The organism is Leclercia sp., assembly GCF_036780805.1.
Taxonomy (GTDB): Bacteria; Pseudomonadota; Gammaproteobacteria; order Enterobacterales; family Enterobacteriaceae; genus Enterobacter.
In genome coordinates, this window is sequence record NZ_DAIQCE010000019.1 from 1 (window position 1) to 26,506 (window position 26,506).

At 54.4% G+C, this 26,506-nt stretch carries 28 protein-coding genes, 1 other RNA gene and 1 other annotated feature; of the genes, 13 read left to right on the forward strand and 16 right to left on the reverse strand.

Annotated features, from left to right (window positions below):
• Positions 1-301: 301 nt before the first annotated feature.
• The 3 genes from clpB to rluD all read right to left on the reverse strand — a co-directional run bounded on the left by clpB (position 302) and on the right by rluD (position 4,713).
• Entirely contained in the window at positions 302-2,875 is a 2,574-nt protein-coding gene (clpB, locus tag V7Q49_RS22555; RefSeq protein ID WP_333855407.1) for an ATP-dependent chaperone ClpB, read from the reverse strand.
• 129 nt (positions 2,876-3,004) lie between these two features.
• Positions 3,005-3,736: a purine nucleoside phosphorylase YfiH gene (gene yfiH, locus V7Q49_RS22560; protein ID WP_333855409.1), complete on the reverse strand. Its 732-nt coding sequence runs from the start codon at positions 3,734-3,736 to the stop codon at positions 3,005-3,007.
• Positions 3,733-4,713: a 23S rRNA pseudouridine(1911/1915/1917) synthase RluD gene (rluD, locus tag V7Q49_RS22565; RefSeq protein ID WP_231313846.1), complete on the reverse strand. Its 981-nt coding sequence runs from the start codon at positions 4,711-4,713 to the stop codon at positions 3,733-3,735. The genes yfiH and rluD overlap by 4 nt, the downstream gene beginning before the upstream one ends.
• Before the next feature lie 130 nt (positions 4,714-4,843).
• Here rluD and bamD point away from each other — a divergent pair, with 130 nt between their 5' ends.
• From bamD to pheA, 4 genes are all read left to right on the forward strand, one after another.
• The gene (gene bamD, locus V7Q49_RS22570; protein WP_333855412.1) at positions 4,844-5,581 is read left to right on the forward strand and encodes an outer membrane protein assembly factor BamD; all 738 of its coding nucleotides are present in this window, start codon (positions 4,844-4,846) and stop codon (positions 5,579-5,581) included.
• Positions 5,582-5,852: 271 nt separating this feature from the next.
• Entirely contained in the window at positions 5,853-6,194 is a 342-nt protein-coding gene (gene raiA / locus V7Q49_RS22575; protein ID WP_032613238.1) for a ribosome-associated translation inhibitor RaiA, read from the forward strand.
• A gap of 110 nt (positions 6,195-6,304) precedes the next feature.
• Positions 6,305-6,430, forward strand: a sequence feature (Phe leader region).
• The gene (locus tag V7Q49_RS22580; RefSeq protein WP_193767862.1) at positions 6,306-6,353 is read left to right on the forward strand and encodes a hypothetical protein; all 48 of its coding nucleotides are present in this window, start codon (positions 6,306-6,308) and stop codon (positions 6,351-6,353) included. (Overlaps the previous feature by 48 nt.)
• 30 nt (positions 6,431-6,460) lie before the next feature.
• A complete protein-coding gene (gene pheA / locus V7Q49_RS22585) occupies positions 6,461-7,621 on the forward strand; it encodes a bifunctional chorismate mutase/prephenate dehydratase (RefSeq protein ID WP_333855415.1) in 1,161 nt (386 codons plus the stop codon).
• On the opposite strand, the gene V7Q49_RS22590 is transcribed toward pheA, so the two are convergent.
• Genes V7Q49_RS22590 through aroF form a run of 3 tightly spaced genes read right to left on the reverse strand, consistent with a single transcriptional unit; the run spans position 7,618 to position 10,753 of the window.
• Complete coding sequence (locus V7Q49_RS22590) at positions 7,618-8,490, reverse strand: SMP-30/gluconolactonase/LRE family protein (protein ID WP_333855417.1); 873 nt, start codon at positions 8,488-8,490, stop codon at positions 7,618-7,620. The two genes, pheA and V7Q49_RS22590, sit on opposite strands and share 4 nt — an antisense overlap.
• 60 nt (positions 8,491-8,550) lie before the next feature.
• Positions 8,551-9,672 (reverse strand): bifunctional chorismate mutase/prephenate dehydrogenase, encoded by a 1,122-nt coding sequence (gene tyrA, locus V7Q49_RS22595; protein ID WP_106995035.1) that lies wholly within the window; start codon positions 9,670-9,672, stop codon positions 8,551-8,553.
• A 10-nt stretch (positions 9,673-9,682) separates the two neighbouring features.
• Entirely contained in the window at positions 9,683-10,753 is a 1,071-nt protein-coding gene (gene aroF / locus V7Q49_RS22600; RefSeq protein WP_142486760.1) for a 3-deoxy-7-phosphoheptulonate synthase AroF, read from the reverse strand.
• A gap of 556 nt (positions 10,754-11,309) precedes the next feature.
• Here aroF and V7Q49_RS22605 point away from each other — a divergent pair.
• Positions 11,310-11,705: a DUF2382 domain-containing protein gene (locus tag V7Q49_RS22605; protein ID WP_333855420.1), complete on the forward strand. Its 396-nt coding sequence runs from the start codon at positions 11,310-11,312 to the stop codon at positions 11,703-11,705.
• Between the two features lie 34 nt (positions 11,706-11,739).
• The gene (locus V7Q49_RS22610) at positions 11,740-12,753 is read left to right on the forward strand and encodes a YsnF/AvaK domain-containing protein (RefSeq protein WP_333855422.1); all 1,014 of its coding nucleotides are present in this window, start codon (positions 11,740-11,742) and stop codon (positions 12,751-12,753) included.
• A 136-nt stretch (positions 12,754-12,889) separates the two neighbouring features.
• On the opposite strand, the gene V7Q49_RS22615 is transcribed toward V7Q49_RS22610, so the two are convergent.
• The 7 genes from V7Q49_RS22615 to ffh form a co-directional block, all read right to left on the reverse strand.
• Positions 12,890-14,227 carry a PepSY-associated TM helix domain-containing protein gene (locus V7Q49_RS22615; RefSeq protein ID WP_333855424.1) on the reverse strand — a complete coding sequence of 446 codons (1,338 nt, stop codon included), beginning with the start codon at positions 14,225-14,227 and terminating at the stop codon, positions 12,890-12,892.
• 60 nt (positions 14,228-14,287) lie between these two features.
• Entirely contained in the window at positions 14,288-14,701 is a 414-nt protein-coding gene (locus V7Q49_RS22620) for a DUF2946 domain-containing protein (RefSeq protein ID WP_333855426.1), read from the reverse strand.
• 105 nt (positions 14,702-14,806) lie between these two features.
• On the reverse strand, positions 14,807-15,154 hold the full coding sequence (gene rplS / locus V7Q49_RS22625) for a 50S ribosomal protein L19 (RefSeq protein WP_006178051.1): 348 nt from the start codon (positions 15,152-15,154) through the stop codon (positions 14,807-14,809).
• 41 nt (positions 15,155-15,195) lie between these two features.
• Positions 15,196-15,963, reverse strand: coding sequence for a tRNA (guanosine(37)-N1)-methyltransferase TrmD (trmD, locus tag V7Q49_RS22630; RefSeq protein ID WP_106994998.1), 768 nt, complete (start codon positions 15,961-15,963; stop codon positions 15,196-15,198).
• Between the two features lie 30 nt (positions 15,964-15,993).
• Entirely contained in the window at positions 15,994-16,530 is a 537-nt protein-coding gene (gene rimM, locus V7Q49_RS22635; protein WP_404527133.1) for a ribosome maturation factor RimM, read from the reverse strand.
• A gap of 15 nt (positions 16,531-16,545) precedes the next feature.
• Positions 16,546-16,794 (reverse strand): 30S ribosomal protein S16, encoded by a 249-nt coding sequence (gene rpsP / locus V7Q49_RS22640; RefSeq protein ID WP_003863133.1) that lies wholly within the window; start codon positions 16,792-16,794, stop codon positions 16,546-16,548.
• Between the two features lie 308 nt (positions 16,795-17,102).
• Positions 17,103-18,464 (reverse strand): signal recognition particle protein, encoded by a 1,362-nt coding sequence (gene ffh / locus V7Q49_RS22645; RefSeq protein ID WP_333855441.1) that lies wholly within the window; start codon positions 18,462-18,464, stop codon positions 17,103-17,105.
• A 166-nt stretch (positions 18,465-18,630) separates the two neighbouring features.
• Here ffh and V7Q49_RS22650 point away from each other — a divergent pair, with 166 nt between their 5' ends.
• Together V7Q49_RS22650 and V7Q49_RS22655 are read left to right on the forward strand one after the other, a co-directional pair.
• Positions 18,631-19,422 carry a cytochrome C assembly family protein gene (locus V7Q49_RS22650; RefSeq protein WP_333855443.1) on the forward strand — a complete coding sequence of 264 codons (792 nt, stop codon included), beginning with the start codon at positions 18,631-18,633 and terminating at the stop codon, positions 19,420-19,422.
• A gap of 18 nt (positions 19,423-19,440) precedes the next feature.
• A complete protein-coding gene (locus V7Q49_RS22655; RefSeq protein WP_333855478.1) occupies positions 19,441-20,727 on the forward strand; it encodes an HlyC/CorC family transporter in 1,287 nt (428 codons plus the stop codon).
• Between the two features lie 53 nt (positions 20,728-20,780).
• Here V7Q49_RS22655 and grpE read toward each other — a convergent pair whose 3' ends face one another.
• A complete protein-coding gene (grpE, locus tag V7Q49_RS22660; protein ID WP_333855445.1) occupies positions 20,781-21,374 on the reverse strand; it encodes a nucleotide exchange factor GrpE in 594 nt (197 codons plus the stop codon).
• Between the two features lie 121 nt (positions 21,375-21,495).
• Here grpE and nadK point away from each other — a divergent pair, with 121 nt between their 5' ends.
• The 3 genes from nadK to bamE all read left to right on the forward strand — a co-directional run bounded on the left by nadK (position 21,496) and on the right by bamE (position 24,614).
• On the forward strand, positions 21,496-22,374 hold the full coding sequence (gene nadK, locus V7Q49_RS22665) for an NAD(+) kinase (protein ID WP_077227861.1): 879 nt from the start codon (positions 21,496-21,498) through the stop codon (positions 22,372-22,374).
• Between the two features lie 85 nt (positions 22,375-22,459).
• Entirely contained in the window at positions 22,460-24,121 is a 1,662-nt protein-coding gene (gene recN / locus V7Q49_RS22670; protein ID WP_333855448.1) for a DNA repair protein RecN, read from the forward strand.
• Positions 24,122-24,272: 151 nt separating this feature from the next.
• Positions 24,273-24,614 (forward strand): outer membrane protein assembly factor BamE, encoded by a 342-nt coding sequence (gene bamE, locus V7Q49_RS22675; protein WP_333855450.1) that lies wholly within the window; start codon positions 24,273-24,275, stop codon positions 24,612-24,614.
• Positions 24,615-24,669: 55 nt separating this feature from the next.
• Here the strand turns inward: bamE and V7Q49_RS22680 are convergent, their stop codons facing one another.
• Both V7Q49_RS22680 and V7Q49_RS22685 read right to left on the reverse strand, forming a co-directional pair.
• Positions 24,670-24,957 (reverse strand): RnfH family protein, encoded by a 288-nt coding sequence (locus V7Q49_RS22680; RefSeq protein ID WP_333855452.1) that lies wholly within the window; start codon positions 24,955-24,957, stop codon positions 24,670-24,672.
• Positions 24,947-25,384: a type II toxin-antitoxin system RatA family toxin gene (locus V7Q49_RS22685; protein ID WP_333855454.1), complete on the reverse strand. Its 438-nt coding sequence runs from the start codon at positions 25,382-25,384 to the stop codon at positions 24,947-24,949. Before V7Q49_RS22685 ends, V7Q49_RS22680 begins: the two co-directional genes overlap by 11 nt.
• Positions 25,385-25,540: 156 nt before the next feature.
• On the opposite strand from V7Q49_RS22685, the gene smpB reads away from it, so the two are divergent.
• Positions 25,541-26,023, forward strand: coding sequence for an SsrA-binding protein SmpB (smpB, locus tag V7Q49_RS22690; protein ID WP_039030084.1), 483 nt, complete (start codon positions 25,541-25,543; stop codon positions 26,021-26,023).
• Between the two features lie 90 nt (positions 26,024-26,113).
• Positions 26,114-26,477: a transfer-messenger RNA gene (gene ssrA, locus V7Q49_RS22695) on the forward strand.
• The last annotated feature ends 29 nt before the right edge of the window (positions 26,478-26,506 follow it).

Genomic DNA, 26,506 nt, shown 5'->3' on the forward strand with positions numbered 1-26,506 from the left:
ATTGTTAAAGAGCAGTGCAACGCGGCTTTCGCTCACCGTTGCGAGGTGGCGTATAATACGCTTTCCTCTTTCAGAGTCAAGCGATTATTTTCGCTTTTCTCTGCTGACCCGGCGGCTTGTCTGCCGTTGTTCCGTGTCAGTGGAGGCGCATTATAGGCAGTTCTTTTGGGCTGGCAAGTCTAAACGTGAAAATTATTTACTGACCGCTCACTTTCCAGGCAATTCCGCATCCAAACCTCTATTTTTGCCTGGTTTTTAAACAAAAACGAGCCCGTGGGGGCTCGTTTTTGCCTTTTGTGACTTACTGCACTGCCACGATCTGGTCTTCTTTTTTCACCAGCTGTATCGTTTTGCCCGGGACCAGCTTCCCGGAAAGGATTTGCTGAGCCAGCGGGTTTTCAATCTGTTGCTGAATAGCGCGTTTTAGAGGACGAGCGCCGTACACCGGATCGTACCCATTTGCACTCAACAGTTGCAGCGCGTCATCCGCAATCTGCATTTCATACCCGCGCTCTTCCAGACGTTTATACAGACGCTGCAGCTGAATGCGGGCAATCGACGCAATGTGTTTTTCACCCAGCGGATGGAAGACCACCACTTCATCGATACGGTTGATGAATTCAGGACGGAAGCTGTGGCTAACCACTCCCAGCACCAGATCCTTCATATGACCGTAATCCAGTTCGCCGAAACGTTCCTGAATCAAATCGGAACCGAGGTTCGAGGTCATAATGACAACCGTATTACGGAAATCGACCGTTCTCCCCTGCCCGTCCGTCAGGCGTCCGTCATCCAGCACCTGCAGCAGAATATTGAACACATCCGGATGCGCCTTCTCCACTTCATCCAGCAGGATGACGGAATAAGGACGACGACGAACCGCTTCTGTCAGATACCCGCCCTCTTCATAGCCGACATAGCCCGGAGGTGCCCCCACGAGACGCGACACGGAATGCTTTTCCATAAACTCGGACATGTCGATGCGCACCATCGCATCATCACTGTCGAACATAAAGTTCGCCAGTGCCTTACAGAGTTCAGTTTTACCTACACCGGTCGGCCCCAGGAACAGGAAGGAACCAATCGGACGGTTAGGATCTGACAAACCCGCACGGCTACGGCGAATGGCGTTCGATACGGCTTCTACCGCCTCATCCTGGCCAATCACGCGATGATGAAGGTCTTCTTCCATACGCAGTAATTTGTCGCGCTCACTCTCCATCATTCTGGCAACCGGGATCCCGGTCCAGCGCGCCAGTACCTCAGCAATCTCCGCATCCGTCACTTTATTACGTAACAGACGCATGGTTTTGCCTTCCGCCTGAGTTGCCGCCGCCAGCTGTTTTTCCAGCTCCGGAATTTTGCCGTACTGCAGTTCAGACATTTGCGCCAGATCGCCTACGCGACGCGCCTGCTCGATGGCAATCTTCGCCTGCTCCAGCTCGGCTTTAATAGTCTGAGTGCCGGAAAGGGATGCTTTCTCCGCTTTCCACTCCTCTTCTAAGCCGGAATATTGACGCTCTTTATCTGCAAGCTCTTCATTAAGCATATCCAGGCGCTTCTTACTCGCTTCATCTGACTCTTTCTTCAGCGCCTGCTGCTCAAGCTTGAGCTGAATGATTCGCCGATCGAGCCTGTCCAGCTCCTCGGGTTTCGAGTCAATCTGCATACGAATACTGGAAGCCGCTTCGTCGATAAGATCGATCGCTTTGTCAGGCAGCTGCCGATCGGCAATATAACGATGCGAAAGCGTCGCTGCCGCCACGATGGCCGGGTCGGTGATCTGCACATGGTGGTGCAGTTCATAGCGCTCTTTCAGGCCACGCAAAATGGCGATGGTATCTTCCACTGTCGGTTCAGCCACAAACACTTTCTGGAAGCGGCGTTCCAGAGCGGCATCTTTTTCAATGTACTGACGATACTCATCAAGCGTAGTGGCCCCAACGCAGTGCAGTTCACCACGCGCCAGCGCCGGTTTCAGCATATTCCCGGCATCCATGGCACCGTCCGCTTTACCGGCACCCACCATGGTGTGCAGCTCATCAATAAACAGGATGACGTTGCCTTCCTGTTTCGCCAGATCGTTGAGCACGCCTTTCAGACGCTCTTCGAACTCTCCGCGGTATTTCGCACCGGCCACCAGCGCGCCCATATCCAGCGCGAGTACGCGACGGCCTTTCAAACCTTCCGGGACTTCACCATTAACGATACGCTGCGCTAAGCCTTCGACAATGGCGGTTTTACCGACACCCGGCTCACCGATCAGTACCGGGTTATTTTTGGTCCGGCGCTGCAGCACCTGAATCGTACGGCGGATCTCTTCGTCACGGCCAATAACCGGGTCAAGCTTGCCCTGCTCGGCGCGCTCGGTCAGGTCGACCGTATATTTTTTTAATGCCTGACGCTGGTCCTCGGCCCCCTGATCGTTCACGCTTTCCCCTCCGCGCATCTGTGCAATCGCCTGCGTCACGTTGGCGGTGGTTGCGCCGGCCGTTTTCAGCAGGTCGGTCAATGTGCCGCGTGATTCAAGCGCCGCCAGAACAAAGAGCTCTGACGAAATAAAGTTGTCGCCGCGTTTCTGCGCCAGTTTGTCGCAAAGATTTAATACGCGAACCAGATCCTGGGACGGTTGTACATCGCCGCCCGTGCCCTCTACCTGGGGTAGACGGCTCAAGGCCTGATCGATGGCGGTACGTAACTGGCCCGCATTAATGCCGGCAGACGTAAGTAAAGGACGAACCGATCCCCCTTCCTGATTCAGTAAGGCGCTCATGAGATGAAGAGGTTCGATAAATTGGTTGTCGTGCCCCAGTGCGAGTGACTGGGCATCAGCGAGAGCAAGCTGGAATTTATTAGTAAGACGATCCAGACGCATAACTCCTCCCATAACAGGTCAAAATTGCTACTGGAGATTAAATGAGGTCATCCCTCAATTATTCAAGGTGAATGACCTGAATTATGCGAAAAGAAAACGGCGCGTGCCGGATCGTCTTGATTCTATAGGTTATATCAGCCAGATGAAACTTGCCATACGCCCGGTCGTCTTGTCGCGGCGGTAAGAAAAGAAATCACCCTTTTCGGTGAAGGTGCAGCGATCGCCGCCATAGATCTGGCTAATACCGAGATGGGTCAGGCGTTGACGGGCAAGCTGATAGATATCAGCCATGTACTTCTCCCCCGCAGGGCGAAAAGCACTCTCTGCCTGCGGATCGTGCGCCATAAAAGCTTCACGCACTTCCGGCCCCACTTCAAAGGCCTGCGGACCAATCGCCGGGCCGAGCCAGGCAAGAATGTTGTCCGTGCTATCCGCAAAGCAGGCCACGGTCTCTTCAAGCACGCCGGCACACAATCCACGCCAGCCAGCATGGGCGGCGGCCACTTCGGTGCCCGCACGGTTGCAGAAAAGTACCGGCAGGCAGTCGGCGGTCATAACGGCGCAGACTGTGCCCGGAGTATTGCTGTAAGAGGCATCCGCGCGTTTCGAGGTGTAGGGTTCGCCGGTAAGACTGAGAACAGCCGTACCATGAACCTGCTCAAGCCAGACCGGTTTCGACGGCAACTGGCCTGCAGCAAACAACCGCTTGCGATTCTCTTCGACATGGTTGAGATCGTCGCCACAGTGTGCGCCCAGGTTTAATGACTCCCAAGCCCCCTCACTCACGCCACCCCTGCGGGTGGAACTGCAGGCCGCCACGCCTTTCGGCGCTGGCCACTCCGGGACAATCAGTTTGGTCATAACCAGTCCACGTCGTCCTTATGCTCTTCGAAGTCGGCGCGCATGGCGTCGATAAGATCCACCATATCCTGTGGGATTGGCGCATGCCACTCCATCTCGATGCCGGTGATCGGATGATAGAGACGCAGCATGGTCGCATGCAGCGCCTGGCGGTCGAATTTACGCAGCATCGCGATAAATTCCTCGGAGGCTCCTTTCGGCGGACGCGGACGACCACCGTACAGCTGATCGCCCACCAGCGGATGGGTGATATGTGACATATGCACACGGATCTGGTGAGTACGACCGGTTTCCAGACGCAGACGCAAACGCGTATGGATGCGGAAATGTTCCATGATGCGATAGTGCGTGACCGCCGGTTTGCCCATCGGATGAACGGACATATGGGTACGCTTGGTCGGGTGGCGGCTGATAGGTTGTTCAACCGTGCCCCCGGAGGTCATATGACCGATCGCCACCGCTTCGTACTCACGGGTGATCTCACGCAGCTGCAGTGACTCAACCAGACGCGTTTGCGCCGGAATAGTCTTCGCAACAACCATCAGGCCGGTGGTGTCTTTATCCAGACGGTGAACGATCCCCGCACGCGGTACGTCGGCGATGGGCGGATAGTAGTGCAGCAGCGCATTCAGCACTGTGCCATCAGGATTGCCTGCCCCAGGGTGGACAACAAAGTCACGTGGCTTGTTGATCACCAGAATGTCGTCATCTTCGTAGACGATATTTAGCGGGATATCCTGAGGTTCGAAACGGACTTCTTCTTCGATATCAGCATTGATGGCGACCACTTCCCCACCCAACACTTTCTCTTTTGGCTTGTCCCAGATCTTGCCGTTTACCAGCACGCGCTGGTCAAGAATCCATTCTTTTATGCGTGAACGCGAATAATCAGGGAACATTTCGGCCAAAGCCTGATCTAAGCGTTGTCCGAGCTGTTTTTCGGAGACTGTTGCGGTGAGTTCTACTCGTTGTGCCATAGACTGCTTCTTCGTTTAACGTTGGGTTTTACGGCTTTGCCGTTTAATATAGTGTGCTATTGTAGCTGGTCTTAATCGGGAGCAGGAAAGAGATTCTCCCGGACAAACATTTGAGGAAAGTCAAAACGTCATGACGCGCATGAAATATCTGGTGGCAGCGGCCACGTTGAGCCTGGCTTTGGTAGGCTGCTCCGGTTCGAATGAACAGGTCCCTGACAATCCGCCGAATGAAATCTATGCGACTGCTCAGCAAAAGCTGCAGGACGGTAACTGGAAACAGGCGATAACGCAACTGGAAGCGCTGGATAATCGTTATCCATTTGGCCCGTATTCCCAGCAGGTACAGTTGGATCTGATCTACGCCTACTATAAAAATGCCGATCTGCCACTGGCCCAGGCGACTATCGATCGCTTCATGCGTCTGAATCCGACCCATCCTAATATTGATTACGTCATGTATATGCGCGGCCTGACCAACATGGCCCTGGATGACAGTGCGCTGCAGGGCTTCTTTGGTGTTGACCGTTCAGACCGTGACCCTCAGCACGCCCGCGATGCGTTCAATGACTTCTCCAAACTGGTACGTGGCTATCCGAACAGTCAGTACGTGACGGATGCCAGCAAACGCCTGGTGTTCCTGAAAGACCGTCTGGCGAAATACGAATACTCCGTCGCGGAATACTATACCCGCCGCGGCGCATACGTTGCCGTCGTGAACCGCGTGGAAGGCATGCTGCGTGATTATCCTGATACTCAGGCAACACGCGATGGTCTGAAGCTGATGGAAAATGCCTACCGCGAGCTGCAGATGACATCCCAGGCTGACAAAGTCGCGAAGATCATTGCCGCTAACAGCAGCAGCTCCTGATCCTTCAGTAAGATGCAAAACGGCAGCCCCAGGGCTGCCGTTTTTTTATTCGTTTTCGGACTAAGCTGAACCGGTTTAGCCCGCACCAATCCTATCAACTATGGCTGCAATTTCTGCCGGCGACAAGGTAAAAGTTACTTCTTCCTGTCCTGCCTCACAAAAAGAATCCGTTGACAAAAATGGACATTAAAATGTGATTTAGATCACACAAATTGACATTGAGAACGGTATGCTGGAATCACCAAGACGGGAAAGACAAGAGGTAAAATTTATGACAATGAACATTACCAGTAAACAAATGGAAATTACTCCGGCAATCCGCCAGCACGTCGCAGACCGTCTCGCCAAACTGGATAAATGGCAAACACACCTGATTAACCCACATATCATTCTCTCTAAGGAGCCACAGGGTTTCATCGCTGACGCAACTATCAATACTCCAAACGGCCACCTGGTCGCCAGCGCGAAACATGAGGATATGTACACCGCAATCAACGATTTGATTAACAAGCTGGAACGGCAGCTCAATAAAGTGCAACACAAAGGTGAAGCCCGTCGCGCCACAACATCGGTGAAAGACGCCAGCTTCGCAGAAGAAGTTGAAGATGAATAATCCTTTACATTGAGTCTATCGCCAACGCGCCTTCGGGCGCGTTTTTTGTTTTTTATTGACAGGGTGAAAACAGTACGGGTACTTTAAGTCTGTCTTCTGAAGGAATCATCCATGACCGTTAAACCGTTTTTCTTCGCATTCTTTTTTACCTTCCCCTGATTGGGAGGCGTTTCGTCGTGTGATAAAGAATGCGAAGACGAACAACAAGGCCTCCCACACCGGGGGGCCTTTTTTATTGATAACGATAATATGATTAAGGCAACGCTATGACACCGGAAAACCCGTTACTGGATCTGCGCGATAAGATCAGCGCTCTGGATGAAAAATTACTTTCGCTGCTGGCCGAACGCCGTGCGCTGGCCGTCGAGGTAGGAAAAGCAAAGCTCGCGTCGCATCGTCCGGTACGCGATATCGATCGGGAGCGCGATCTGCTGGAACGCCTGATTAGCCTCGGCAAAACGCACCATCTGGACGCACACTACATCACCCGCCTGTTCCAGCTGATCATTGAAGATTCCGTCCTGACGCAGCAGGCATTGCTGCAGCAGCATCTGAACAAGACCAACCCGCACTCGGCGCGTATTGCCTTCCTTGGGCCGAAGGGTTCCTATTCCCACCTTGCCGCGCGTCAGTACGCTGCCCGTCACTTCGAAGAGTTTATTGAGAGCGGCTGCGCGAAATTCGCGGATATCTTTAATCAGGTAGAGACCGGGCAGGCGGATTACGCTGTCGTGCCGATCGAGAACACCAGTTCGGGCGCCATCAACGACGTATACGATTTGCTTCAGCACACCACCCTGTCGCTGGTTGGCGAGATGACGGTCCCCATCGACCACTGCGTGCTGGTATCCGGCACCACAGACCTCGACAAAATCGAGACCGTCTACAGCCACCCGCAACCCTTCCAGCAGTGCAGCCAGTTCCTGAACCGCTATCCAGGCTGGAAAATTGAGTATACCGAGAGCACTTCGGCGGCCATGGAAAAGGTCGCGCAGGCCAACTCCCCAACCGTGGCCGCACTGGGCAGCGAAGCCGGCGGCGCGCTGTATGGCTTACAGGTGCTGGAACGTAACCTGGCGAACCAGACGCAAAACATCACCCGTTTCATCGTCCTGGCGCGTAAGGCGATCAACGTTTCCGATCAGGTTCCGGCCAAAACCACGCTGCTGATGGCGACCGGTCAGCAGGCCGGTGCGCTGGTAGAAGCCCTGCTGGTGCTGCGCAATCACAATCTGATTATGACCAAACTGGAATCGCGCCCGATCCATGGCAACCCGTGGGAAGAGATGTTCTATCTCGATATCCAGGCCAACCTGGAGTCTGCATCCCTGCAGAAAGCCCTGCGCGAACTGGGTGAAATCACCCGTTCGATGAAGGTCCTGGGCTGCTATCCGAGCGAAAACGTGGTCCCGGTTGATCCAGTTTAACGCGCAATAAACGGGCCCTTTTTCACGCCTGCCACGCTGACGGGCAGGGTGAAAATGGCGCCGGAAAGAGGATATGCCGCCACTTCCTCCGGCTCCATATTCTCGCGGGTGGTGGTGATAAACAGTGTTTGCATATCATCGCCACCGAAACAGACCATCGTCGGGTAGCGCACCGGCAACCGGTACTCTTCCAGCTGTTCGCCCTGCGGTGAAAAACGGGCGATCCGCCAGCCGTCGAACAGCGCACTCCAGTAGCATCCTTCTACGTCCACTGCCGCACCATCCGGGATCCCCTCCCCCGGCTGGAACCGACGAAAGACCTCCCGTTTACCCGGCTCGCCCTGCTCATCCAGCGGCGTGCGGTAGATCACCGCATTAGGAGTATCGGAGGTGTACATCCAGCGCCTGTCGTCGCTGAATGCCAGACCGTTATGGCCGTGGATATCACACTGGATCACCTCCGGCGTCAGGTCGTTATCGATCCGCATCAGCAGAGCGCCGTTGTAGTCTCCCGGCGCCCAGAAGGTGCCTGCATAGAAGCGGCCAAAGTGATCGGTTCCCCCATCATTAAAACGCGCCAGCTGCGGGTTCGACGGATTATCACAGACTTTGCGTTGCAGCAGCCCGTGCTTATCCGCCAGCCAGATGCCCGTGCGCATGGCGACAATAAAGCCCCCACCCTCACGCAGCGCAAAGCAGCCTACCTCTTCATGGAAGGATAAAACCGTATGTTCACCGGTGGGCAGATGGTAGCGGTGGATCTCACCCTCCAGAATATCCGCCCAGTAGAGGGCGCTTTCCGCATCGCTCCAGGTCGGGCACTCAGGTAAGTACCCCGTATAGTCAAACAAGACGCGTGGTTCAGCCATGACAGATCCCCAAAATAAAAAAAGCCAGCAGTGCTGGCTTTCAGTATATACATCATCAGATTACTGGCGACTGTCATTCGCCTGTCGCAGCAGAATGCGACTCTCGCTCTGGAAGCGCTGGGCATAATCGCCAAACCAGTGCTCCACCTTACGGAAGCTGTCGATAAACGCCTGTTTATCGCCGTGCTCCAGCAGAGTGATCGCCTCACCAAAACGCTGGTAGTAACGCTTGATCAGCGCCAGATTATTGCCCGAAGACATAATGATATCTGCATACAGCTGCGGATCCTGAGCAAACAGTCGACCGACCATCGCCAGTTCGAGGCGATAGATAGGTGACGACAGCGACAGCAGCTGCTCCAGCTGAACATTCTCCTCCGCCAGGTGCAGGCCATACGCGAAGGTCGCGAAGTGGCGCAGCGCCTGGATAAATGCCATGTTCTGGTCATGTTCGACGGCGCTGATGCGGTGCAACCGCGCGCCCCACACCTGAATCTGCTCCAGGAACCACTGATAGGCTTCCGGCTGACGGCCATCACAGTAGACAACCACCTGCTTCGCCAGGCTGCCGCTGTCCGGGCCGAACATCGGGTGCAGCCCCAGCACCGGGCCGTTATGCGCGGCCAGCATTGCCTGCAGCGGGCCATTTTTTACCGAGGCCAGATCGACCAGAATGCAGTCTTCCGGCAGCGGTGGCAGTTTTGCAATAATCTCTTCAGTGACATGGATCGGAACGCTGACAATGACCATGCCCGCATCGGCAACCATCGTCTGCGCCTGCGCCCAGTCCTCTTTTTCGAGGATGCGCACCTGGTAGCCAGAGAGCGTCAGCATCTTCTCAAACAGACGCCCCATCTGCCCGCCGCCGCCGACAATCACTACAGGGCGCAGGGTCGGACAGAGGGTTTTGAAGCCTTTGTCGTTTTCGCTGGAGTAAGACTCACGCATCACCCGGCGCAGTACATCTTCAATCAGATCCGGCGAGACGCCCAGCGCCTGGGCCTCTTTACGCCGGGACGCCAGCATAGAAGCCTCGCGCTCCGGGACGTAAATCGGCAGGCCGTATTTACTTTTCACTTCGCCAACTTCAGCGACCAGCGCCATCCGGCGCGCCAGCAGATCCAGCAGCGCCTTATCCACCTCGTCAATTTGATCGCGCAAGGCGGTCAATTCAGCAACCATAACAAACCTCTTAAGCCAGACGCGTCGCCAGCTGGCCGTTCAAATCTTTGTGGATCTCACGCAGCAGCGCGTCGGTGGTTTCCCAGCTAATGCAGGCATCCGTCACGGAAACCCCATGCTTCATGGCGCTGCGCGGCTGTTCAGATGACTGATTGCCTTCATGGATGTTGCTTTCAATCATCAGGCCAATAATAGAACGGTTGCCATCTTTAATCTGCGCAACGACGGATTCCGCCACCGCAGGCTGACGACGGTAATCTTTATTCGAATTACCATGACTGCAATCTACCATCAGTGCCGGGCGCAGTCCTGCCTGTTCCATCTCTTTTTCACACTGGGCCACATCTGCCGGGCTGTAGTTAGGCGCTTTGCCGCCGCGCAGGATGACGTGACCATCCGGGTTGCCCTGGGTCTGCAGCAGGCAGACCTGGCCGGCCTGGTTGATGCCGACAAAACGGTGCGGCATGGCGGCGGCACGCATAGCGTTGATGGCGGTCGCCAGGCTACCGTCGGTACCGTTTTTGAAGCCAACCGGCATAGAGAGGCCCGAGGCCATCTCGCGGTGGGTCTGCGATTCGGTGGTGCGTGCGCCGATGGCGGACCAGCTGAACAGATCGCCCAGGTATTGCGGGCTGTTCGGATCCAGCGCTTCCGTTGCCAGCGGCAGCCCCATATTCACCAGCTCTACCAGAAGATTACGCGCAATCTTCAGGCCAGCTTCCACATCAAACGAGCCATCCATGTGCGGATCGTTAATTAACCCTTTCCAGCCGACAGTGGTGCGGGGTTTTTCAAAATAGACGCGCATGACCAGGTAGAGGCTATCGCTGACCTCCTCGGCCAGAGCTTTAAAACGGTGCGCATATTCGATGGCAGTTTCTGGATCATGAATGGAGCACGGACCACATACCACCAGCAGACGCGGATCGCGCCCGGCAATAATGTCGGAGATGGTCTGGCGGGAGTGCGCGATTTGCGCCTCTTGCTCAACGCTCAGCGGGAATTCCGCTTTCAGTTGATCCGGAGTGATCAGAACATGTTCATCACTAATATGTACGTTATTCAGCGCGTCTTTTTGCATGATTGCGATCCTGGAAGCTCGTTTGCGATAGTTGTGTCCTCGATGAGGAAGCCCAACGATACCACACAGAGTAAAGATTGCAATCCACATTCCGTAAATATTACGTTACACAGCCACAAAAAGACGCATAAAAAGGTAAAATCGTAAACATAACATTACACATAGTTGGTTGACCTGTTAAATTTAAGCTCGCCCTTTTGCTCATAAAAAAGTACTACGTTACACAACAGAGATCCGTTCACATTATTGATTGTTTTTAATGAAAGAAATCCTGCGAACATTATCCACCTGTCGTTAATAGTGACAAATACCAATAAGATACTTGCGATATATAGCAACCTTCTGGCGAGGAAAATTTACGGAATATTCTTATGCCAGTTACGTAAATTAGATCCCGTCGCATAAATTTACTTATGTTAACAATTTACCTGGACTTTTTTCGGGCCCAGTTTTTTTTTGATCTATGCTTAATTAAGATTGGTAAATACTTTCATAAGCCTACCTTGGTTAATCCTGTTTAAGGCTTTTATTTTAATAGTAATGTCTTGGGTAAAACATGACGGATAAATACGATGACGAAAAAAAGCGGGACACAGTTACCCTCGCAGAAGAGCGTGTTGAGCTGAGTACCAAGAAAGTTGTAGATCGACGCGTCCGTATCACCCGCGCCACGCGGGTCGACGAGAAAAACATTACCGCCGAATTGACGCAGCAGAATGCGGACATCAAGCGCATCGCCAAAAACGAAGTGGTGGAAGCGCAAAATATTCCTCAGATCCGGCAGGAAGGCGATGTAACAATCATCCCAATTATTGAAGAGCGTGTTGAAATAATTAAACATTACGTTCTTACCGAAGAAATCCACGTTATTAAGAAACGCAGCACCGAGAGACATCAGGAAATTATCACATTGCGTTCGCAGGAAATTATTATTTCAACGGAAGATGAATGACATCCTTTACGACTTAACATGAGGAATATGAAATATGGCACATGAAAAAATCGTTACGGCGTTCACCCAACCGCAGCAGGCGGAAGTTGCTAAACAGAAACTTATTGCCGAAGGTATTCCAGAGGATGACATCGATATTATTGCGGGCGAAAGATTACATGTTGAAGACAAAGAGATTCGCCATCCAAGCTTCTGGCAGCGTCTGTTCGGTGATGATGTCGATGATAACTATGCAGCGGAATACAGCAAAGCCATCCAGGCAGGTGGGGTACTGCTGACGGCTCGGGTTGATCAGGATGACGCAGGCAGAATTGAAAACCTGCTGGATAACTATTCAAATGATTACGCTGTAAACAGCGGCTCAGGTAGTGATCTCTATGGTAAAAATTTCCTCGGTGAAACGAATGATGTGGGTAACCGCACTTCAGGACAGTCTGGGGTGAACACGGCCGATCCTCTTTTAGATGAAGATATCGAGACCAACAGACCGCTGCCTGGCGATGCTGACTATGTCAGCGGAGGCACTGCTTCATCGGATGTCGCAGGACGTGTCTCAGATACGACCTCAAGAGATTACGCGGCGTCAACGGATTATCCGGAGCGTGTTTCAGATGATATCCAGGCTAATCCGTCTTACAGAGAAGATGATAGCCGTGAAACGCTGAAGCTGGCCGAAGAGCAGATCGACGTGAGTAAACGCCGTGTGAGCGATGGTAAAGTTCGTCTGCGCCGCTATACGGTTGAAGATGAGGTCTCGAGAGATATCTCCCTTACCGCCCAGCATGCCAGCGTTTTCCGTTCTGCCATTAACGAACCGGGTTACCTTAACGATGTGGACTGGTCCGAGAAGACGCTTGAAGTCGAAGAGTCCCATGAAGAGCCGGTGGTGGATAAAACCACTCATGTCCGCGAAGAAGTCGGCTTGCGTACAGAAACCACAGAGCGTGCTGAAACGGTGAAAGACACGGTTCGTCGACAGGAAGTTGAAGTCGATAAAAACGACCTTGAAAGCGATCTCAATAAAACAAAGTACCCGCCAAAAGAGTAATACCTGGAAGGCGCGTTAACTGGGTTTCATTACCCAATGGATGACCTGGAAAATACGCTACAAAAAAGGGGGTTAGCATGATGCTAACCCCCTTTTATCTACACGTTTTCTGATGTTGTGAAAGGACGGTAGTCGTTCAGACGCGCTTTAATACGAGCACGTCAGCAATAACGAACAGCAGCAGGCTGCAACCCATCACCGGCATTGACAGCCCCAACAGAATGCTAACGGCAACGCACACAGCGCGGCCCCATACTGGCAACGCCAGCCAGCTCTGACACAGCGTCTTCGCTGGATCTATTGCCATCTGTCGGGGCCTGCGCATCCACCACATCCGGTAGCCCCACACAATCATGACGCACAGCGCGAGACCAAAGGCGATCAGCAGCAGCTGGTTTGGCAGGCCAAACAGCACGCCCATGTGGAAATCCACTCCCCAGCGGGTCAATTTGGCCATCAGCGGGTAATCGACAAACCGGGTGCGATCGACCACGGTCAGGGTCGCGGGGTCCACAGCAACGGCATCAACCTGCGTCGGCCAGCTGCGATCGATCTCCGTCACCGTCCACGCCATTGCCTCACGCTTTGCCGGGCGTATCTCCAGCTTCGTGGCATCAATCCCCGCCGCATTGGCCGCCTGTAGCACACCGTCATAGAGGGCAAGGTCAGGTTTCATCTCCGGCATGGACATGGTCATGTGATGACCGTGGTGCTCAGCATGCGGATCGGCTTTTTCGGCCGGGCCCTGCAGCTGCGTGTTCACCTGCGGCGTGAGCCAGTTCATCTCTGCCCGCAGTTTATCCACATTACCGCCCGCCCACTGGGACCAGGTCAGGCCGGTCGCCGAGAAGAGCAGCATGCCCACCAGCAGGGTCCAGCCGAGGGAAACGTGCAGACGTCGGCGGTTCTGAAAACGGTTGTTGATGCGCCGTTTTGGCCGGGTATAGAACCACAGGGCAATCCCGCCCAGCGCGGCGATCCACATCCAGGACGCGGCCAGCTCGCTGTAAAGTCGTCCCACATCCCCCAGCAGCAAAGACTGATGCAGATAATCGATTTTCTGACGCAACGGCAGGATACCGCTGGTGCCGTAGACGGTCATATCTCCGCGCACCTCAAGGCTGACCGGATCGATAAAGATGGCCCGGTTCTCCGAGGCTTTCAGCGCCGGGTCAATGTACATCACCCGGGTGGTGTCCCCTGCGGTCAGCCCCGGACGTACCGCTTGCAGCCGCAGCTCCCCGCCGGTGACGTTTTCCGCCACCGCGATCTGCTCGGCAAGCGGGCGCGCTGTGCCCTGAGTCTCGCTGAACAGCGCGTGGTGATAAAGCGCGTTTTCCAGCTGCGGCGTGGCGACATACAGCGTCCCGGAGAACGCGGCGATAAAGATAAACGGCCCGACAAACAGACCAATATAGAAGTGAAGACGACGCAGCAGGTTGCCCCAGGCTGCGCGCGGAGTGCAGGTAGTCATGCTTTCCCTTTTTAAGGCAAAAGTTATCGATACACCGGGGTGTACGTTTTTTTACGTGGATTAAGCAGACAGGTGCGGCGGCGCGCGGGTATCGGGACAGAGCCAGGGGAAGAAATGCCAGTGGTATACGGCCGGTCGCGGCGGCGTGAGGCGCTGTCGGAGTAGGACCGCGCATAGCAGCAGCACCAGCGCCAGGATCACCCCCGGCACGTGAGCCAACAGCACGCAGTAACCGCAGGCTTCGGCATGGTCGACCGGCATACTTTCTGGCGGTGAAGGGTGGTGCTCCGCCATCATGCTCATGTCGTGATGCATGCCGGGCATCGCATTCATGGGATCTTTTTGCAACGAGACAGAGACCAGTGGCGCAAAGACGATCATCAGGATCGCAAATAACGCGAGGCCTGCCGCGATACGTTGCCACTGTGCCTGATGCTGTTTAGTCGTCACTTCCCCTCCGTCAGAGCGGGGCATTGTAAACGATTTATGACGGATACGTTAATGTGCAGCGCACTCGGGGATAAAAAAAGGGCCAGCCTTTCGGCCAGCCCTTTTTACAGGATGTTGCTTAAGCGAATCTTAGTTCAGACGCTCTTTGATACGAGCAGACTTACCAGTACGCTCACGCAGGTAGTACAGTTTAGCTTTACGTACAGCACCACGACGTTTAACAGCAATGCTGTCAACTACCGGAGAGTGAGTCTGGAAGACACGCTCAACGCCTTCGCCGTTGGAAATTTTACGAACAGTGAATGCAGAGTGCAGACCGCGGTTACGAATAGCGATAACCACGCCCTCGAATGCCTGCAGACGTTTTTTGGAACCTTCAACAACCCATACTTTCACTTCCACGGTATCACCCGGACGGAAGGAAGGTACGTCCTGCTTCATCTGCTCTTGTTCAATTTGCTTAATAATGTTGCTCATAATTTAATCTCTTATCCTGGGTAAACTGATATTCGGGGGCCTCAGGCCATCCCATCATGTTTCTGCTGCTGGTGCGCGTGTTCTTTTTTGAACTCGGCCAGCAACTTTGCTTGCTCTTCAGTCAGAGCCAGGTTTTCCAGAAGTTCAGGTCTTCTAAGCCAGGTACGGCCCAGCGACTGCTTCAGGCGCCAGCGACGAATCTCGGCATGGTTTCCCGACAGTAATACCGGCGGTACCTCCATCCCTTCTAACACTTCAGGACGGGTATAGTGTGGACAGTCCAGCAATCCGTCAGCAAAAGAGTCTTCTGTTGCTGATGCTTCATGGCCCAGAACTCCCGGAATGAACCGGGAAACGGAGTCAATCAGCGTCATTGCCGGTAACTCACCACCGCTGAGAACGTAATCGCCGATAGACCATTCTTCGTCAATCTCGGTTTGGATTACGCGCTCATCTATCCCTTCATAGCGACCGCACACCAGAATCAGCTTTTGATTCGTTGCCAGTTCGCTGACGCCCGCTTGATCAAGCTTGCGTCCCTGAGGTGACAGATAAATCACCTTTGCGCCTTCACCTGCCGCGGCTTTTGCTGCTGCGATGGCATCCCGCAAGGGTTGTACCATCATGAGCATCCCCGGTCCGCCGCCGTAAGGACGTTCGTCCACGGTACGGTGCCGGTCGTGGGTGAAGTCACGTGGACTCCAGCTCTCGATGCTCAGCAGGCCATTTTTTACTGCCCGGCCAGTTACCCCGTAATCAGTAATCGCGCGGAACATTTCAGGAAACAGGCTAATAATGCCAATCCACATAGCGCCGTCTTTTACCGTTTTCAGGAGAATTTAAAAACCAGGATCCCAATCTACTTCGATAGTTCGAGTAGCGAGATCGACTTTCTTGATAACCTGCCCATCGAGGAACGGAACCAGCCGCTCCTTGATACCGAACGCATCTTTCAGGTTTGCCTTAATGACGAGAACGTCATTGGATCCGGTTTCCATCATATCGATGACTTTCCCCAGACCGTAACCTTCGGTAGTGACTACCTGGCAACCGATAAGGTCTTTCCAGTAGTAACCCTCTTCCAGTTCAGGCAACTGCGACGAATCCACGACAATTTCACAATTAGTCAGCGCATTCGCGGCATCGCGATCGTCAACGCCTTTCAGCTTGATAACGATGTCCTGATTGTGGTGACGCCAGCTTTCCAGCTCGACCTCTTGCCACTGACCCGCCTTCTGGATAAACCAGGGCTGATAGTCAAAAATGCTTTCGGCGTCTTCGGTGGAGGAAAACACTCTGAGCCAACCACGGATACCGTAGCAAGAACCCATTTTTCCCAATACAATCGGTTCAACAGGTGCTTTTTTGCTCATCATGACCACCGTGACAGATTAAGCTGCTTTGTTTGCTGCTTTGATCAGCGTAGCAACGCGATCGGAAACGGTAGCGCCCTGGCCAACCCAGTGAGCGATACGATCCAGATCCAGACGGGTTTCTTCTTCTGCGCCAGCGGCCAGTGGGTTGAAGAAACCAACGCGCTCGATGAAGCGACCGTTGCGTGCATTACGGCTGTCAGTAACAACAACCTGGTAGAACGGACGCTTTTTCGCGCCGTGACGTGCTAAACGAATAGTTACCATAACATCCTCTTGTGTGAATAAAACACCGGGCCCCATCGAGGGAAGGAGCCCGGCGTCATATTAAAAGCCCGAAAATTTTACTGATTTCTGGGGAAAATGCAATCAACAGTTGATAAGTCTGCTGTAAAAGGCCGTCGGCGGTGCAGCCAGTTTGGCGTCGGCGAGCGCGCAGAAAGCGGAGCGTACACGTAGTACGTGAGCATTTACTCGCTCCGCTCGCCCTTCGGGCCGCCCTAAAGGGCGTTCAAAACACGATAGTGTTTTGTCGAGCACTCCCCGGCGTCAAAATGGCAAACAAGCCAGGCCGATCAACGACCAGGGAATCCTGGCGGCATCATGCCTTTCATGCCGCGCATCATCTTCGCCATACCGCCCTTCTTCATCTTCTTCATCATGCGCTGCATGTCGTCGAACTGTTTCAGAAGACGGTTAACGTCCTGCACCTGCATGCCGCAACCGGCCGCAATACGGCGTTTACGGGAGCCTTTGATGATTTCTGGCTTGGCACGCTCTTTCAGCGTCATCGAGTTGATGATCGCTTCCATGCGCACCAGCACTTTGTCGTCCATCTGCGACTTCACGTTGTCCGGGATCTGGCCCATGCCCGGCAGCTTGCCCATCAGGCTCGCCATACCGCCCATGTTCTTCATCTGGCGTAGCTGCTCCAGGAAATCGGTCAGATCGAAGCCGTCGCCTTTTTTCAGCTTGGAGGCCAGCTTCTCGGCCTGCGCACGGTCAACCTTGCTCTCGATATCTTCGATCAGCGACAGCACGTCGCCCATGCCGAGGATACGGGAAGCAATACGGTCCGGGTGGAACGGCTCCAGCGCTTCGGTCTTCTCGCCGACGCCGAGGAACTTGATTGGCTTGCCGGTGATATGACGGATAGAGAGCGCCGCACCGCCGCGGGCGTCGCCGTCCACTTTGGTCAGTACCACACCGGTTAACGGCAGCGCTTCATTAAAGGCTTTGGCGGTGTTTGCCGCATCCTGACCGGTCATGGCATCGACCACAAACAGGGTTTCTACCGGATTGATCGCGGCATGGACCTGTTTGATTTCGTCCATCATCGCTTCGTCAACGTGCAGACGACCGGCGGTATCCACCAGCAGCACGTCGAAGAATTTCAGCTTCGCTTCTTTCAGCGCCGCGTTAACGATGTCGATCGGCTTTTGCGACACGTCAGACGGGAAGAAGTCGACGTCAACCTGTTCAGCCAGGGTTTCCAGCTGCCTGATCGCCGCCGGACGATAAACGTCGGCAGAGACGACCAGCACTTTCTTCTTGTGCTTCTCGCGCAGGAATTTACCCAGCTTAGCAACGCTGGTGGTTTTACCCGCACCCTGCAGACCGGCCATCAGCACCACTGCCGGTGGTTGCGCCGCGAGGTTCAGGCTCTGGTTCTCTTCGCCCATCGCCGAAACCAGTTCGTTACGCACGATTTTGACGAACTCCTGACCCGGGGTCAGGCTCTTGTTCACTTCATGACCAACCGCTTTCTCTTTAACGCGGTTGATGAAATCACGCACGACCGGCAACGCGACGTCTGCTTCGAGCAGCGCCATGCGCACTTCGCGCAGCGTCTCTTTAATGTTGTCTTCGGTAAGGCGTCCACGGCCGCTGATGTTGCGCAGCGTGCGCGACAAACGATCGGTTAAATTATCAAACATTGTCTCTCGCCTGGGATAGAAACGTGAGGTCGCTGGCGCGACACGTACACAGAATTTTGCCGCAGTATAACATGAAGGCGCCTTTGTTGTTATGCAACGGTTGGAGCACGCCTCACGTAACGTTATACTGCCTCTCTTTCTCATCAGGACAACTGTCGACACCTCTATGCCTGTTTTCGCACTGATCGCTCTTGTGGCGTACTCTGTCAGCCTCGCGCTGATCGTTCCTGGCCTGCTACAAAAAAACAGCGGCTGGCGGCGAATGGCTATTTTGTCGGCTGTCATCGCGTTGATAAGTCACGCCTTTGCGCTCGAAGCGCGTATTCTGCCAGGCGACGGCAGCGGGCAAAACCTGAGCCTGCTGAACGTCGGGTCGCTGGTCAGCCTGATGATCTGTACGGTGATGACCATCGTGGCCTCAAAAAACCGCGGCTGGCTGCTGCTGCCGATTGTCTATGCCTTTGCGCTGATCAACCTCGCCTTTGCCACCTTCGTGCCGAATGAGTTCATCACTCATCTTGAAACCACGCCGGGGATGATGGTGCATATTGGCCTGTCGCTGTTCTCATATGCGACGCTGATCATCGCCGCCCTGTACGCGCTCCAGCTGGCCTGGATTGACTACCAGCTCAAAAATAAAAAGCTGGTCTTCAGTAACGAAATGCCGCCGCTGATGACCATCGAACGCAAGATGTTTCATATTACCCAGGTCGGGGTAGTACTGCTGACGCTCACGCTGAGTACCGGCCTGTTTTATATGCACAATCTCTTCAGCATGGAGAATATCGATAAGGCCGTGCTCTCCATCATCGCGTGGTTTGTCTATATTGTCCTGTTATGGGGCCATTATCATGAAGGCTGGCGCGGTCGCCGCGTGGTCTGGTTCAACGTTGCGGGAGCAGGCCTCCTGACACTGGCTTATTTCGGTAGCCGCGTCATCCAGCAGATCGCCAGCTAAGTAACCAAGGAGTTCCCCCTGGAACACATCTCTACTACCACGCTGATCATCACCCTGATCGTCATGGTGGTCATCTCCGCCAATTTCTCCGGCTCGGAGACCGGCATGATGACGCTGAACCGCTACCGGTTACGTCATCGCGCCAAACAGGGTAACCGGGCCGCTCGTCGCGTGGAAAAACTGCTGCGTAAACCGGATCGCCTGATAAGCCTGGTGCTTATCGGCAACAACCTGGTCAACATTCTTGCCTCCGCGCTGGGCACCATTGTCGGCATGCGTCTGTACGGCAACGCCGGGGTCGCCATCGCCACCGGGGTGCTGACCTTTGTGGTGCTGGTTTTTGCCGAAGTCTTGCCGAAGACCGTCGCCGCGCTCTACCCCGAGAAGGTCGCCTATCCCAGCAGCTTCCTGCTGGCACCGTTACTCATTCTGATGATGCCCCTGGTCTGGCTGTTAAACGGCGTGACGCGCGTGCTGATGCGCATGGTGGGCATTAAGGCGGATGTGACGATCAGCAGCGCCCTGAGCAAAGATGAATTGCGCACCATCGTGCATGAATCCCGCTCGCAAATCTCCCGCCGCAATCAGGATATGCTGCTGTCGGTGCTGGATCTGGAAAAGGTCAGCGTCGACGACATCATGGTGCCGCGCAATGAGATCGTCGGTATCGACATTAACGATGACTGGAAGGCGATTGTTCGCCAGCTGACCCACTCCCCGCATGGCCGCATCGTGTTGTACCGTGATTCGCTGGATGACACTATCAGCATGCTGCGCGTGCGCGAAGCCTATCGGCTGATGACCGAGAAAAAAGAGTTCACCAAAGAGGTGATGCTGCGGGCGGCGGATGAGATTTACTACATACCCGAAGGCACCCCACTCAGCACCCAGCTGATCAAATTCCAGCGCAATAAAAAGAAAGTGGGTCTGGTGGTCGATGAGTATGGCGATATCCAGGGGCTGGTGACGGTGGAGGATATTCTGGAGGAGATTGTGGGCGACTTTACCACCTCCATGTCCCCTTCCCTCGCCGAAGAAGTCACGCCGCAAAACGACGGCTCGGTGCTGATTGACGGCAGCGCGAACGTTCGTGAACTCAACAAAGCCTTTAACTGGCAGATGCCGGAAGCGGAAGCCCGCACCATTAACGGTATGATTCTGGAAGCGCTGGAAGAGATCCCGGCGTCGGGTACGCGGGTGCGTATCGGCCAGTACGATATTGATATCCTGGACGTGCAGGACAATATGATTAAGCAGGTAAAAGTATTGCCGGTGAAACCGCTCAGGGAGAGCGTAGCGGAATAAGCGGGTGTAGGCCGGGTCAGGCGAAGCCGCCACCCGGCACTACGGGAGGCCAATTACGCCCTGGCTTTCGCCACGGAGACCATCGCTGCGCGAATAGTACGACCGTTCAGGGTATAGCCTTTCTGCATCACCATCAGCACGTTACCGGCAGCAACGTCTTCAGACTCCACCATCGCAATGGCCTGATGCACGTTTGGATCCATCGGCACGTTGGTGTCGGCAACCACTTCAACGCCAAACTTCTTCACCACGTCGAGCATGGATTTCAGCGTCAGTTCGATCCCTTCAACCATCGGGGCCAGGTCCGGGTTCGCTTTATCCGCCACTTCCAGCGCGCGATCCAGGCTGTCGATCACCGGCAGCAGTTCGTTGACGAACTTCTCCAGCGCAAATTTATGCGCCTTTTCAACGTCCAGCTCGGTACGGCGACGCAGGTTTTCCATTTCCGCTTTGATACGCAGGATGCCATCGCGCTCGCGGTTCTGGGCTTCAACTACCTGAGCTTCCAGATTCGCAATTTTTTCATCGCGCGGATCCACCTGCTCAGCACCAGCCTCAGGCTCTGTCGCCTCAACCTCTTCGTGCTGCTCCGTGATAATTTCTTCCGGGGCTTGCCCCTCAGGCGTTTTCTGTTCTTTACTACTCATGAATTTCTCCGCGTTTTTCTGCATTCAACTCGCTAACTTCGCTTATTATGGGGATCAGTTTCCGGGATTCAAGGGAACAAGCCACATTGTCATCATTCATTCGCACAAGGACCTACAGAAAATGAGCAACCATTTCAAGTGTATTGGGATTGTCGGTCATCCACGTCACCCTACTGCGTTGACGACACATGAAATGCTGTATCGCTGGCTGTGCGCGAAAAACTACGATGTGATTGTTGAACAGCAGATTGCCCAGGAACTGCAGCTTACCAATGTGAAGACCGGCACGCTGGCGGAAATTGGTCAGCAGGCCGACCTGGCGGTGGTGGTCGGCGGCGACGGCAATATGCTCGGCGCAGCGCGCACCCTTGCCCGTTACGATATTAAAGTCATTGGCATCAACCGTGGCAACCTGGGCTTTTTGACCGACCTCGACCCGGATAACGCCCAGCAGCAGCTCGCTGACGTGCTGGAAGGCCACTACATCAGTGAAAAACGCTTTTTGCTGGAAGCGCAGGTGTGCCAGCAGGATTGCCAGAAACGGATCAGCACCGCCATTAACGAAGTGGTACTGCACCCGGGAAAAGTGGCCCATATGATTGAGTTCGAAGTCTACATCGACGAAATCTTTGCCTTCTCGCAGCGCTCCGATGGGCTGATTATCTCTACCCCCACCGGCTCGACGGCCTACTCGCTTTCGGCGGGCGGCCCGATCCTCACCCCGTCGCTGGATGCCATCACGCTGGTGCCAATGTTCCCGCACACCCTCTCGGCCCGCCCGCTGGTGATCAACAGCAGCAGCACCATCCGTCTGCGCTTCTCACACCGCCGTAACGATCTGGAGATCAGCTGCGACAGCCAAATCGCGCTGCCGATCCAGGAAGGGGAAGATGTGCTGATCCGCCGCTGCGATTATCACCTCAACCTGATCCACCCGAAAGACTACAGCTATTTCAATACATTAAGCTCCAAGCTCGGCTGGTCGAAAAAATTGTTCTGAATTAGCATCCAGCGCTTTACTGGATAAAAAACCAGTTTATACTGTACACAAACACAGTTATGGTTTTTCATACAGGAAAACGTTTATGCTGGCACAACTGACCATCAGCAACTTCGCCATCGTTCGTGAGCTCGAAATTGATTTCAACAGCGGAATGACAGCTATCACCGGGGAAACCGGTGCCGGTAAATCCATTGCGATTGATGCGCTCGGGCTGTGCCTTGGCGGTCGTGCTGATGGCAACATGGTTCGCGCCGGTGCAAGTCGCGCCGATCTCTGCGCCCGTTTCTCCCTGAAAGATACCCCTGCCGCCCTGCGCTGGCTTGAACAGAACCAGCTTGAAGATGGGCGTGAGTGCTTACTTCGCCGTGTTCTCAGCAGCGACGGACGCTCCCGTGGCTTTATCAACGGTACCGCGGTGCCGCTGTCCCAGCTGCGCGAGCTGGGTCAGCTGTTAATCCAGATCCACGGGCAGCACGCCCATCAGCAGCTCATCAAACCTGAACAGCAGAAGTCGTTACTCGACGGCTATGCCGGTGAATCCGACCTTATGCAGCTGATGGCGGCGCACTATCGTCAGTGGCATCAAAGCTGCCGAGAGCTGGCGCAGCATCAGCAGCAGAGCCAGGAGCGCGCGGCCCGCGCCGAACTGCTGGCCTATCAACTGAAAGAGCTGAACGAGTTTAGTCCGCAGCCGGGTGAGTTTGAGCAGATCGACGAAGAGTACAAACGTCTCGCCAACAGCGGTCAGTTGCTCTCCACCAGCCAGCAGGCGTTGAACCTTATGGCCGACGGCGAGGATGTGAATCTGCAAAGCCAGCTCTATACCGTGCGCCAGTTGGTGACCGAGCTGGCGGGCATGGACAGTAAAGTGTCCGGCATGCTGGATATGCTGGAAGAGGCGGCCATTCAGATCTCCGAAGCCAGTGACGAGCTGCGCCACTACTGCGAGCGTCTGGATCTCGACCCCAACCGCCTGTTCGAGCTGGAACAGCGCATTTCGCGCCAGATTTCCCTGGCGCGTAAGCACCACGTTTCGCCGGAAGAGCTGCCTGCCTTCCATCAATCTCTACTCGATGAGCAGCATCAGCTTGACGATCAGGCCGACTCGCTGGAGACCCTCTCTCTGGCCGTCAGCGTGCATCATCAGCAGGCCTTGCAGACCGCTACGCAGTTGCACAATATCCGTCAACGTTACGCGCAGGAGCTGAGCCAGCACATCACGGAGAGCATGCATCTGCTGTCGATGCCGCACGGTGTTTTCACCATCGATGTGAAGTTCGAAGCCAATCACCTGACGGCCGAAGGCGCAGACCGCATTGAATTCCGCGTGACCACCAACCCGGGCCAGCCGCTGCAGGCGATATCCCGCGTCGCGTCCGGCGGTGAGCTGTCGCGTATCGCCCTGGCGATTCAGGTGATCACGGCGAAGAAAATGGAAACCCCGGCGCTAATCTTCGATGAAGTGGATGTCGGTATCAGCGGCCCGACCGCGGCGGTAGTGGGTAAACTGCTGCGTCAGCTTGGCGAGTCCACCCAGGTGATGTGTGTGACCCACCTGCCGCAGGTTGCCGGTTGCGGCCACCATCACTTCTTTGTCAGTAAAGAAACCGACGGCGAGATGACCGAAACGCACATGCAGCCGCTGGACAAACGCGCCCGTTTGCAGGAGCTGGCCCGTCTGCTGGGCGGCAGCGAAGTCACCCGCAACACGCTGGCGAACGCGAAAGAACTGCTGGCTGCCTAAACTTTTTCGGTATCTCAGGGTCATACAGAACAATAAAAACGCCGACAGACCGGACGCCAGAGGTTTTAATGTGGTGAAAGGTCTATTATCATCGGCATATTACATATGAGCCGTCGCGTATTGCCCGGGCCCGAAAAGGAATCAAATCACTATGCGCTGTAAAACGCTGACCGCTGCCGCAGCGGTTCTTCTGATGATGACCGCAGGCTGCTCCACTCTGGAAAAAGTGGTTTACCGCCCTGACATCAACCAGGGGAACTATCTCGCTCCTAACGATGTGTCTAAAATTCGTGTCGGTATGACGCAGCAGCAGGTTGCCTATGCCCTGGGCACACCGATGATGTCCGATCCGTTCGGCACCAACACCTGGTTCTACGTGTTCCGCCAGAAGCCAGGCCATGAAGACGTGACCCAACAGACCCTCACGCTGACCTTCAACAGCAGCGGCGTGCTGACCAACATCGACAACAAACCCGCGCTCACCAAAGAGTAAGGTTTCAGAAATGCAAAAAGGTGCTCAATGAGCACCTTTTTTGTTTTAACGCGGCTTATTTAGCGGACTTCTCCGCACGCTGGCGACGCAGCTCTTTCGGGTCGGCAATCAGCGGGCGATAGATCTCAACCCGGTCGCCGTCTTTTACGCTATCGGCCAGTTTGACCGGACGACTGTAAATCCCGACTTTGTTTTTTGCTAGATCGATATCGCTGCGCAGCGTCAGCAGACCAGAGGCGCGAATCGCCTCTTCAACGGTGGCGCCCTCTTCCAGAGTCACACGCTGGAGATACTGTTTCTCCGGCAGCGCGTAAGCTACTTCCACCACGATGTTAGCCGGCACTGTAAACCTCTTTGGCGCGCACCGTGAAGGCCTGGACCATATTCGCCGCCAGCTCTTTAAAGACGCGTCCAAACGCCAGCTCAATCAGGGCGTTGGTAAACTCAAAGTCGAGATGAAACTCGATCCGGCAGGCGTCGGCACTGAGTGGGACAAACTTCCATCCGCCCATCAATTTTTTGAACGGGCCATCCACCAGCTGCATCAGAATGCTCTGGTTATCGGTCAGCGTGTTGCGGGTGGTGAACGTTTTGCTGATCCCGGCTTTCGAGACATCCACCGCCGCCGTCATTTGCGTCGGGCCTGAGTCCAGCACGCGGCTCCCGGTACAACCCGGGATAAACTGCGGATATGACTGAACGTCATTCACTAACTGGTACATCTGTTCCACACTGTAAGGGACAAGCGCAGTACGACTAATCTGAGGCATAACATTTTTCCTGATCAAACAACCAACAAATAATAACATTTATCACCTGTTAAAAAAACGCTGAGCCTCATCTCGTGCTAATATAGCGCGTTAGACCTCACAGGACGCAATGAGGTGACTTTTTGACATCAGATTACCTACGGCTTCACGACACTTATGACGAAGAAAAAAGCACATAAACCTGGCTCGGCAACCATTGCGCTCAACAAGCGTGCCCGCCACGAGTATTTCATTGAAGAAGAATTCGAAGCTGGCCTTGCGTTGCAGGGCTGGGAAGTTAAATCGCTGCGTGCGGGTAAAGCCAACATCGGTGATAGCTACGTGATCTTCAAAGACGGCGAAGCCTTTCTGTTTGGCGCAAACTTCCAGCCGCTGACGGTCGCCTCTTCGCACTACGTCTGCGATCCCACCCGCACCCGTAAGCTGCTGCTGAACAAACGCGAGCTGGACTCCCTTTTCGGGCGTATCAACCGCGAAGGTTATACCGTGCTCGCCCTGTCGCTGTACTGGAAGAACGCCTGGTGCAAAGTAAAAATCGGCGTGGCAAAAGGTAAGAAGCAGCACGACAAACGTAACGACGCCAAAGATCGCGAGTGGCAGGTTGATAAAGCGCGCATCATGAAGCACGCAGGCCGTTAATTTCCGGATACTTATTGAGCGATTCAATAAGTTAGCGTTCCGGACTGGTATCCGGGCTGCAAATTCTGGTATACTTGCTGTAACACTATTGGGGCTGATTCTGGATTCGACGGGATTTGCGAAACCCAAGGTGCATGCCGAGGGGCGGTTTGCCTCGTAAAAAGCCGCAAAAAAATAGTCGCAAACGACGAAAACTACGCTTTAGCAGCTTAATAACCTGCTAAGAGCCCTCTCTCCCTAGCTTCCGCTCTTAAGACGGGGATCAAAGAGAGGTCAAACCCAAAAGAGATCGCGTGGAAATCCTGCCTGGGGTTGAAGCGTTAAAACTAATCAGGCTAGTTCGTTAGTGGCGTGTCTGTCCGCAGCTGGCGTGCGAATGTAAAGACTGACTAAGCATGTAGTACCGAGGATGTAGAAATTTCGGACGCGGGTTCAACTCCCGCCAGCTCCACCAAAATTCTTTGTTGATGGTCACCAGAGCCT

Coding starts and splice junctions, on each gene's coding strand:
- clpB (WP_333855407.1), bottom strand. CDS start 2,875: ATGCGTCTGGATCGTCTTACTAATAAATTCCAGCTTGCTCTCGCTGAT.
- yfiH (WP_333855409.1), bottom strand. CDS start 3,736: ATGACCAAACTGATTGTCCCGGAGTGGCCAGCGCCGAAAGGCGTGGCG.
- rluD (WP_231313846.1), bottom strand. CDS start 4,713: ATGGCACAACGAGTAGAACTCACCGCAACAGTCTCCGAAAAACAGCTC.
- bamD (WP_333855412.1), top strand. CDS start 4,844: ATGACGCGCATGAAATATCTGGTGGCAGCGGCCACGTTGAGCCTGGCT.
- raiA (WP_032613238.1), top strand. CDS start 5,853: ATGACAATGAACATTACCAGTAAACAAATGGAAATTACTCCGGCAATC.
- pheA (WP_333855415.1), top strand. CDS start 6,461: ATGACACCGGAAAACCCGTTACTGGATCTGCGCGATAAGATCAGCGCT.
- V7Q49_RS22590 (WP_333855417.1), bottom strand. CDS start 8,490: ATGGCTGAACCACGCGTCTTGTTTGACTATACGGGGTACTTACCTGAG.
- tyrA (WP_106995035.1), bottom strand. CDS start 9,672: ATGGTTGCTGAATTGACCGCCTTGCGCGATCAAATTGACGAGGTGGAT.
- aroF (WP_142486760.1), bottom strand. CDS start 10,753: ATGCAAAAAGACGCGCTGAATAACGTACATATTAGTGATGAACATGTT.
- V7Q49_RS22605 (WP_333855420.1), top strand. CDS start 11,310: ATGACGGATAAATACGATGACGAAAAAAAGCGGGACACAGTTACCCTC.
- V7Q49_RS22610 (WP_333855422.1), top strand. CDS start 11,740: ATGGCACATGAAAAAATCGTTACGGCGTTCACCCAACCGCAGCAGGCG.
- V7Q49_RS22615 (WP_333855424.1), bottom strand. CDS start 14,227: ATGACTACCTGCACTCCGCGCGCAGCCTGGGGCAACCTGCTGCGTCGT.
- V7Q49_RS22620 (WP_333855426.1), bottom strand. CDS start 14,701: ATGCCCCGCTCTGACGGAGGGGAAGTGACGACTAAACAGCATCAGGCA.
- rplS (WP_006178051.1), bottom strand. CDS start 15,154: ATGAGCAACATTATTAAGCAAATTGAACAAGAGCAGATGAAGCAGGAC.
- trmD (WP_106994998.1), bottom strand. CDS start 15,963: ATGTGGATTGGCATTATTAGCCTGTTTCCTGAAATGTTCCGCGCGATT.
- rimM (WP_404527133.1), bottom strand. CDS start 16,530: ATGATGAGCAAAAAAGCACCTGTTGAACCGATTGTATTGGGAAAAATG.
- rpsP (WP_003863133.1), bottom strand. CDS start 16,794: ATGGTAACTATTCGTTTAGCACGTCACGGCGCGAAAAAGCGTCCGTTC.
- ffh (WP_333855441.1), bottom strand. CDS start 18,464: ATGTTTGATAATTTAACCGATCGTTTGTCGCGCACGCTGCGCAACATC.
- V7Q49_RS22650 (WP_333855443.1), top strand. CDS start 18,631: ATGCCTGTTTTCGCACTGATCGCTCTTGTGGCGTACTCTGTCAGCCTC.
- grpE (WP_333855445.1), bottom strand. CDS start 21,374: ATGAGTAGTAAAGAACAGAAAACGCCTGAGGGGCAAGCCCCGGAAGAA.
- nadK (WP_077227861.1), top strand. CDS start 21,496: ATGAGCAACCATTTCAAGTGTATTGGGATTGTCGGTCATCCACGTCAC.
- recN (WP_333855448.1), top strand. CDS start 22,460: ATGCTGGCACAACTGACCATCAGCAACTTCGCCATCGTTCGTGAGCTC.
- bamE (WP_333855450.1), top strand. CDS start 24,273: ATGCGCTGTAAAACGCTGACCGCTGCCGCAGCGGTTCTTCTGATGATG.
- V7Q49_RS22685 (WP_333855454.1), bottom strand. CDS start 25,384: ATGCCTCAGATTAGTCGTACTGCGCTTGTCCCTTACAGTGTGGAACAG.
- smpB (WP_039030084.1), top strand. CDS start 25,541: ATGACGAAGAAAAAAGCACATAAACCTGGCTCGGCAACCATTGCGCTC.